The sequence below is a fragment of the Frankia nepalensis genome, assembly GCF_016786325.1.
GTDB lineage: Bacteria > Actinomycetota > Actinomycetes > Frankiales > Frankiaceae > Pseudofrankia > Pseudofrankia nepalensis.
Genome location: NZ_JADWYU010000182.1, coordinates 25,451 through 32,376 on the forward strand (window position 1 = coordinate 25,451; position 6,926 = coordinate 32,376).

Annotated in this window: 6 protein-coding genes; 3 read left to right on the plus strand and 3 right to left on the minus strand. The window is 74.8% G+C overall.

Going from position 1 to position 6,926, the window contains the following annotated elements:
* Positions 1–9: 9 nt before the first annotated feature.
* Together I6A81_RS45790 and I6A81_RS27580 are read left to right on the plus strand one after the other, a co-directional pair.
* Positions 10–870 carry an adenylate/guanylate cyclase domain-containing protein gene (locus tag I6A81_RS45790; protein ID WP_307874955.1) on the plus strand — a complete coding sequence of 287 codons (861 nt, stop codon included), beginning with the start codon at positions 10–12 and terminating at the stop codon, positions 868–870.
* Between the two features lie 165 nt (positions 871–1,035).
* Positions 1,036–2,649 (plus strand): succinic semialdehyde dehydrogenase, encoded by a 1,614-nt coding sequence (locus tag I6A81_RS27580; RefSeq protein ID WP_203003343.1) that lies wholly within the window; start codon positions 1,036–1,038, stop codon positions 2,647–2,649.
* A 107-nt stretch (positions 2,650–2,756) separates the two neighbouring features.
* Here I6A81_RS27580 and I6A81_RS27585 read toward each other — a convergent pair whose 3' ends face one another.
* Together I6A81_RS27585 and I6A81_RS27590 are read right to left on the minus strand one after the other, a co-directional pair.
* On the minus strand, positions 2,757–3,974 hold the full coding sequence (locus tag I6A81_RS27585) for a CaiB/BaiF CoA transferase family protein (protein ID WP_203003342.1): 1,218 nt from the start codon (positions 3,972–3,974) through the stop codon (positions 2,757–2,759).
* 263 nt (positions 3,975–4,237) lie between these two features.
* Entirely contained in the window at positions 4,238–5,980 is a 1,743-nt protein-coding gene (locus I6A81_RS27590; RefSeq protein WP_203003341.1) for an MFS transporter, read from the minus strand.
* A 67-nt stretch (positions 5,981–6,047) separates the two neighbouring features.
* Here I6A81_RS27590 and I6A81_RS27595 point away from each other — a divergent pair, with 67 nt between their 5' ends.
* Positions 6,048–6,671, plus strand: a complete 624-nt coding sequence (locus I6A81_RS27595; RefSeq protein ID WP_203003340.1) for a TetR/AcrR family transcriptional regulator — start codon at positions 6,048–6,050, stop codon at positions 6,669–6,671.
* Positions 6,672–6,743: 72 nt separating this feature from the next.
* Here the strand turns inward: I6A81_RS27595 and I6A81_RS44000 are convergent.
* Positions 6,744–6,926 (minus strand): hypothetical protein (locus tag I6A81_RS44000; RefSeq protein ID WP_238441565.1); only part of this gene is annotated, 183 nt, incomplete at its 5' end.

The following is a 6,926-nucleotide window of genomic DNA, read 5'->3' on the forward strand; positions in this document are numbered from 1 at the left end:
GATAGCACTGTGGACACCACGCTCGCACCGCCGTCCGCGTCCACCGCGCCCACCGCGCCGTCCACGCTGGTGGTCGAACGCCTGGTGCTCACCGTGCTGATGTCCGACATCCGGGGCTACACCGGCATCGCCGAACGCACCGACCCGGTGGTGCTCGCCGGTCAGCTCGACGCGCACCGGCGCGAGATGGCCGTGGCGATCCGCGACGCCGGCGGCACCATCGTGCAGTACGCCGGCGACGCCGTACTGGCGGTGTTCGGCGCCCCGGCACCGCTGGTGGGCCACGAGCGGCTGGCCTGCCAGGCGGCCGCCGCCATGCACGCCCGGCAGCGGGCGCTCGACGACGTCTGGGCCGCGCGGGGCTTCGAGCCGTTCGGGCTCGGCATCGGCGTGGCCACGGGCGTGGTCGCGGCGGCCGTCCTCGGAAGCGACGACCACCTCGAGTACTCCGTCGTCGGCGACACGGTGAACCTTGCTCAGCGTCTGCAGACCATGGCCCGCCGACCGGGCACGACGGTCGTGTCCGCCGCGACCGCGGCCGCGGCCGGCCTGTCCGGTGCCGGCGTCGTCGAGCTGGCACCCACGACCGTCAAGGGCCGGGTCGGTCTGGTCCGCGCGTTCCGGCTCCAGGACCCGGGCACGCGGGCGTCGTCGCCCGCCGTCCGCGCGGGTACCCCACCGGTCTCGGCCGGTGACCTGTCAGGGGCATCGCGGCGCCCGCGGTCGTCGACCCCGGTCGCCTGCTCAGGAGCTGGCCGGGGCCCCGCCCACCAGCCCGCCCACCAGCCCGACCGGCTGATTGGTGGCCGCCGCGAAACGCCGGACCCGGAAGTCCCGCCGCGGCGGCGTTCCGCGCTGGCGCCTCGGTGAATGTCCGGCGGCTCGGTGAATGTCCCGGGGCTCGTGCCGAGGGCCGGGGCGTAGCGTGGGCAGGGGAAGGTTGTTACTTTCTGGCAGTCGTTACTTTCTGGTAATGGTGGCGCTCTGGTAGTGGTGGCGCTGTCGGGCCGTGATCGCCGCCTGTCTGGAGGATCCATGACCACCACGACGCCCGCGGACACGGCGGCCACGCCCGCGCCTCGTGGATCCGCGGCCGTGCCCGCCGCGCTCGCGCGGCGGCTCGATCCGGCGCTGATCCAGCGCCTGGTCGACGGGCTCGTCGCGAGTGGGGACGAGATCCAGATCCCCGCGCCGTTCACCGGGGAACCGCTCGTCACGCTGGCGCGCTCGACCTCCGACGACGTCGCCGCCGCCTACGCCGCCGCGCGTGCCGCGCGGGCCGACTGGGCGGCAAGGCCGGCCCGCGCGCGGGCCGCGGTGCTGGTGCGGCTGCACGACCTGGTCCTGCGACGGCAGGCCGAGATCCTCGACATCCTGCAGTGGGAGACGGGCAAGGCCCGCGCGCACGCCGTCGAGGAGGTGCTGGAGGTCGCGGCCTGCGCGCTGCACTTCGGTCGCCACGCCCCGAAGCTGCTCGCGCCGCGCCGCCGGCCGGGGGCCTTCCCGGTGCTCACCCGGGCCGTCGAGGCGCGCCGGCCCAAGGGCGTCGTCTGCGTGATCACGCCGTGGAACTATCCGCTCGCGCTGTCGGACGACGTGCTGCCCGCGCTGGTCGCGGGCAACGCGGTGGTGCACAAGCCGGACACGCAGACGGCGCTGTCGGCGCTGTGGCTGCGCGCGCTCGCGGTCGAGGCGGGCCTGCCACCGGCGCTGTGGCAGGTGGTGGCCGGTGACCCGGCGACGGTCGGCGACCCGCTGATCGACGGGGCGGACTTCGTCGCGTTCACCGGCTCGACGGCGGCCGGCCGGGCGATCGCGGCGCGTGCCGGCGAACGGCTGATCGGCTGCTCGCTGGAGCTCGGCGGGAAGAACCCGATGGTCGTGCTCGCGGACGCCGACCCCGAGAAGGCCGCGAAGGGGGCCGTCCGGGCCTGCTTCACCAACGCGGGCCAGCTCTGCATCTCGATCGAGCGGATCTACGTCGACCGGTCCGTGTACGACGCGTTCGTGACCGCCTTCGTCGCGGCGGTCGGGCGGGTACGGCTCGGGGCCGCGCTCGACTTCACCCACGACCTGGGCTCGCTGACCTATCAGCGCCAGCTCGACACGGTCCGCGCGCACATCGGCGACGCGGTCGCGAAGGGGGCGACGCTGCTGGCCGGCGGCAAGCCCCGGCCCGACCTGGGCCCGCTGTTCCACGAGCCGACCGTGCTCACCGACGTCACGCCCGAGATGGACCTCTACCGCGCGGAGACGTTCGGCCCGGTCGTCTCGATCTACCCGGTGGACGGCGACGAGGCGGCGGTCGCGGCGGCCAATGACACCGAGTACGGCCTGAACGCCAGCGTCTGGAGCCGCGACACCGGCCACGCCCGGGCCGTCGCCACCCGGATCGAGGCCGGCACGGTCAACATCAACGAGGGCTACGCTTCGGCCTACGGCTCGCAGGGCGCGCCGATGGGCGGCATGAAGGCCTCCGGTCTCGGCCGGCGCCACGGCGACGAGGGCCTGCTCAAGCTCACCGAGACGCAGACCGTCGCCAGCCAGCACCTCCTCGGCTTCGAGCCGCCCGCGTTCCTCGGAACCGAGCGCTACGCCGCCCTGCTCAGCCGCACCCTCCTCACCCTCAAACGCCTCCACGTCCGCTGATCCGCGGACCGGGCGCGTCCGTGCCGTCGCGCGGACGTGCCCCCCGCGCCCCAGACGGGCGACGACGATGTCGGGCGCTCGCGGCTCGGCCGGGCCCCGCCGGCTGGTTACCGGGCCGGATCGGGTGACACCGCGACCACGCCGTCCTCGACGAGGCGGGCGACGTCGTCGGCGGCGTAGCCGAGGGCGGTGAGGATCTGGGCCGAATGCTCGCCGAGGCGTGGGCCGGGGCGACGGATGGCCGGCTGGGCGTCGTCGAACTGGACGGGAGCGGCGGCCAGGCGCAGGCCGGGGACCGCCGGGTGGGCCATCAGGTAGCCGTTGGCGGCGATCGCCGGGTCGGCGACGACCTCGGGCGGGTCGGCGAAGACGGAGAAGATGCAGTCCTCGGCGCGCAGCCGGGCCTCCAGCTCGGCGCGGGTGAGGCCGGCGACGGCGGCGCGGAAGCGGGCGCGCAGCTCGGGCCAGGCCGGGCGGCGGACGGCGTCGTCGGCATAGGCGTCGACGAGCTCTCCCAGGCCGAGCGCGCGGCAGGCCGGCGCCCAGTAGCGGTCGTCGTCCAGCATGATCAGCTGTAGGTAGCGGCCGTCGCTGGTGCGGTAGGCGAAGGTGAGCGGGCTGCGCGGGCGCTCCGGCCCGGAGTCCATCGTCTCCCCGGTCACCGACGCGTAGGCCAGGTCGGGGCTCAGCGCCCAGGTGGCGGCGCCGAGCAGGGAGGTGTCGACGACGGTCCCCTGCCCGGTCCGCAGGACGTGCACGAGCGCGGCGCAGATCCCGCCGGCGAGGAACATCCCCGACGGGATGTCGCCCAGCGCCGGCCGCTGGTTGATGGGCTCGGGGGAGCCGTCCGGGGTCAGCACGTGGGCGACGGACCCGCGCGCCCAGTAGGAGACGCCGTCGAAGCCGCCGGACTCCGCGTCCGGGCCCGCCTGGCCGTAGCCGTGGCCCTTGGCGAAGACCAGCGTCGGGTTGAGGGCGAACAGGTCGTCCGGCTCGGTGCGCAGCTTGCGGCGCACCCGGGGCAGCTGGTTGGTGATGTAGACGTCGGCCCATCCGACGAGCCGCTCGAACACCTCGCGGCCGGCCGGCACGGTCACGTCCAGGGCGATGCCGCGCTTGTTGCGGTTGACCAGGTCGTACATGTACTCGACGCCGTCCGCGTCCGGCACCAGCCGGTTCGGATGGACCAGGCGCATCGGGTCGCCCGTCGGCCGCTCGATTTTGATCACGTCGGCGCCGAAGTCCGCGAGCGCCGCGGCGGCTGAGGGCACGAACCCGTGCTCGGAGAAGTCGAGCACCTTGATCCCGGCTAACGGCAACGTCACGAGGAGACCTCCACCCACCGCTCAGGAACGCCCGGACAGATAGACCGGTCTCTCCGTCGCGGGTCGTCAGTCGCACGCAACCAGAGTCGACCGCGACCGGCAACCGGCCCTCGCGGCGCCGGGCGGGCACCGCGAGGGCTGGACGGACCTGTCAGGGGCAGTGGAGGGCGGCGGTGGAGAGCAATGCCAGGGGTGGGGGAGCGAGGCCAAGGGCGGTGAATGAGGTCAGGGACGAGCGAGGTCAGGGACGGTGGAGCAAGCGGTCAGCCCGCCTCCGGCCCGGCCGCCGCGCGGGGCTGGGGCAGGGAGGCGGCGGGGGCGGCCCCGGCCGCGGGAGGCCGGACGCGCAGCAGCGGGCCGGCCACGGCGGCCGCCGCGCACAGCGCGGCCATCAGCCAGTAGACGTCCAGGAAACGACCGACGCCGCCTCCCGAACGGTCGACCAGCAGCGCCGTCGCGGCGATACCGAGGGCGGCGCCGACCTGGCGGGCGGCGATGTTCAGGCCGACCGCCGCCGCGAACCGGCGCGGCTCGACCGCCAGCGCCGCGGCGCTCGACACGCCGACGCTGACCGCGCCGATCCCGAGGCCGAGGCCGAACCCGGCCGGGAGCCAGCCGCTCGCGAAGTGCGGCGTCTCGGGCAGCCACAGCGCGCAGGCCGACGCCGTCGCGGCGAGGATGACGCTGCCGCCGACGACCAGCGCCCACGGCGCCGGCTGCCGGCGTGACCGGCCGATCATGATCCCGACCAGCGCGGCCCACCCGGCGGCGGGCGTCATCGCGAACCCGGCGGCCAGCACCGAGTAGTCCCAGGCCTCGACGAGGAACAGCACGCCAAGGAGCAGCGAGGCGTACAGCGCGGCGCCGAAGAGCACCGAGATGACGTTGGCGGTCGCGTACGCCCGGATGCGCCACAGGTCGACCTCGAGGGCCGGAGCCGGGTGACGCGCCGAGCGGCCCACCGCCGCGGCGGTGCTGGCCGCCCCGCCCAGCAGGCACGCCAGCGTCGCCGCGCTGGCCCAGCCCCAGCGCTGGGACTCCGTGAGGCCGAGCACCAGCCCGCCGATCCCGGCCACGAGCAGGACCGTCGCCACCGCGTCCGGCCCGCGGCGGGCCGCGCCCGCCGCCGCGCTGCCCGCCGTGCCCGGCCGGTCGGCGTCCGGCAGCCGTGGGGCGCGCGCGAGCAGCCACGCGCCGATCGGGACGTTGATGACGAACAGCACCCGCCAGTTGGCGACGTCGACGAGGATCCCGCCCAGCGCGGGGCCGGCGACCGCCGCGAGCGCGGCGGACGCGCTCCACAGGCCGATGGCCGCGGCGCGCCGCTCGGGCGGGGTGTCGGCGAGCACGATCGCGAACGAGGCCGGGATCAGCAGCGCCGCGCCGAGGCCCTGCACCGCGCGGGCGACGAGCAGGACCCAGAACAGCGGGGCCACGACCGCGAGTACGGACGCGACCGTGAACACGGCCGTCCCGACGACGAACAGGCGCCGACGGCCGAACACGTCGGCGAGCCGGCCGGCGGGCGCGAGCAGTGCGGCGAACGGGAGCGCGTAGAGAGTCACCACCCAGGACACCGAGGTCACGCCGACCTCGAAGTCGCGGGCGAGGTCGGGGACCGCCAGGTTGGTGATCGTCGCGTCCAGGAAGGCGAGGAACGACCCGCCGCAGGCCAGCAGGAGCGACCTGGGCGCCGAGCGGGCAGGCGTCGCCCCGGCCGGTGCTGACCGCGCTGGCGCTGACTTCGCCGGTGCCGACTCGGCCGGTGCCGACGCCGCGGAGGGCGCGACCGAGGTTGGCCGCGGCGGCGGCTCCTGGGCGGATGGCGGGGCGGCATGGGGTGGCGAGGCCGTGTGGGGTGGCGGGGCGGCGCCGGGTGAGGCGGCGACGTCGGGTGAGGCGGTGGTGCCGGGTGAGGCGGCGGCGCCGGGGGACGGGAGCGCCTCGTCGGAGACCGCCCGTGGCGCGGCGGGCCGCGGGTCGGAAGGCAGCGTGTGGGAGCCCATGGCTGGGCAATTTAGCGACCGAACGTTCGTACTTCAATAGCGAACGGTCGATCGGTATGCTGGCGCGGTGACCGGCCGCCGTTCCGCCGCCGACGCGCTCGAGACGCGCGCGGCGATCCTGCGGCGCGCCGCCGACATCGGCTCGGTCGAGGGCTTGGACGGCATCACGATCGGTCGGCTCGCGGCCGACCTCCAGATGAGCAAGTCGGGCGTGATCGGCCACTTCGGCGCCAAGGAGCAACTCCAGCTCGCCACCCTCGACTACGCGGCGGATCTCTTCCGTGAGCGGGTCTGGGTGCCGGTCCAACACCGGAAGCCGGGGCTGGAGCGCCTGCTCGCGGTCTGCGCCTCCTGGACCCGCTATTCCGGCTCGACGCCCTTCCCGGGCGGCTGTTTCATCGCTTCGACCACCTTCGAGTGGGACGGCCGGTCCGGCCCCGTTCACGACGCGTTAGCCGTGGTCAAGAACCGCTGGCGGCGCACCCTTGCCAGGGACATCGCGACCGCCATCGCCGCCGGCGACCTGCCCGCCGACACCGATCTCGACCAGGCCGTCTTCGCGCTGGAGGCGCTGGCCTTCGGGATCGGCCAGGCCGGCCAGCTTCATGGCGACGTTCAGGCCCCCGTCTGGGCCCTGCGCGCCATGTACGCGGTCCTCGGCGTCCCTGTGCCCACGGAGGCGGCGAGCTGATTTCACCGCCCGCCGCGTCCTAGTAGTGCTTCGTTAGGTCGTGCGGCCAGGACCGGCGCGCGGGCCAGACGATCACTCGCCCGGGCTTGTGACCTGCGTGGATGCGGGAGGATGATCGCGCTCGTTGTGGCCGCGCGGCACGCGTTCGCGCTGGTCAGAGCAACCTGACGAAGTACTGCTAGGAATGGCCTGAAGATCTTGTTTTCTGGGTTGTTGATCGTCCGGTTCTGCGTGCGACTGTGGCGTGGAGCCGGG

Excerpts from the sequence above, each read along its gene's own strand:
- I6A81_RS27580 (WP_203003343.1), top strand. The coding sequence starts at position 1,036 with ATGACCACCACGACGCCCGCGGACACGGCGGCCACGCCCGCGCCTCGT.
- I6A81_RS27590 (WP_203003341.1), bottom strand. The coding sequence starts at position 5,980 with ATGGGCTCCCACACGCTGCCTTCCGACCCGCGGCCCGCCGCGCCACGG.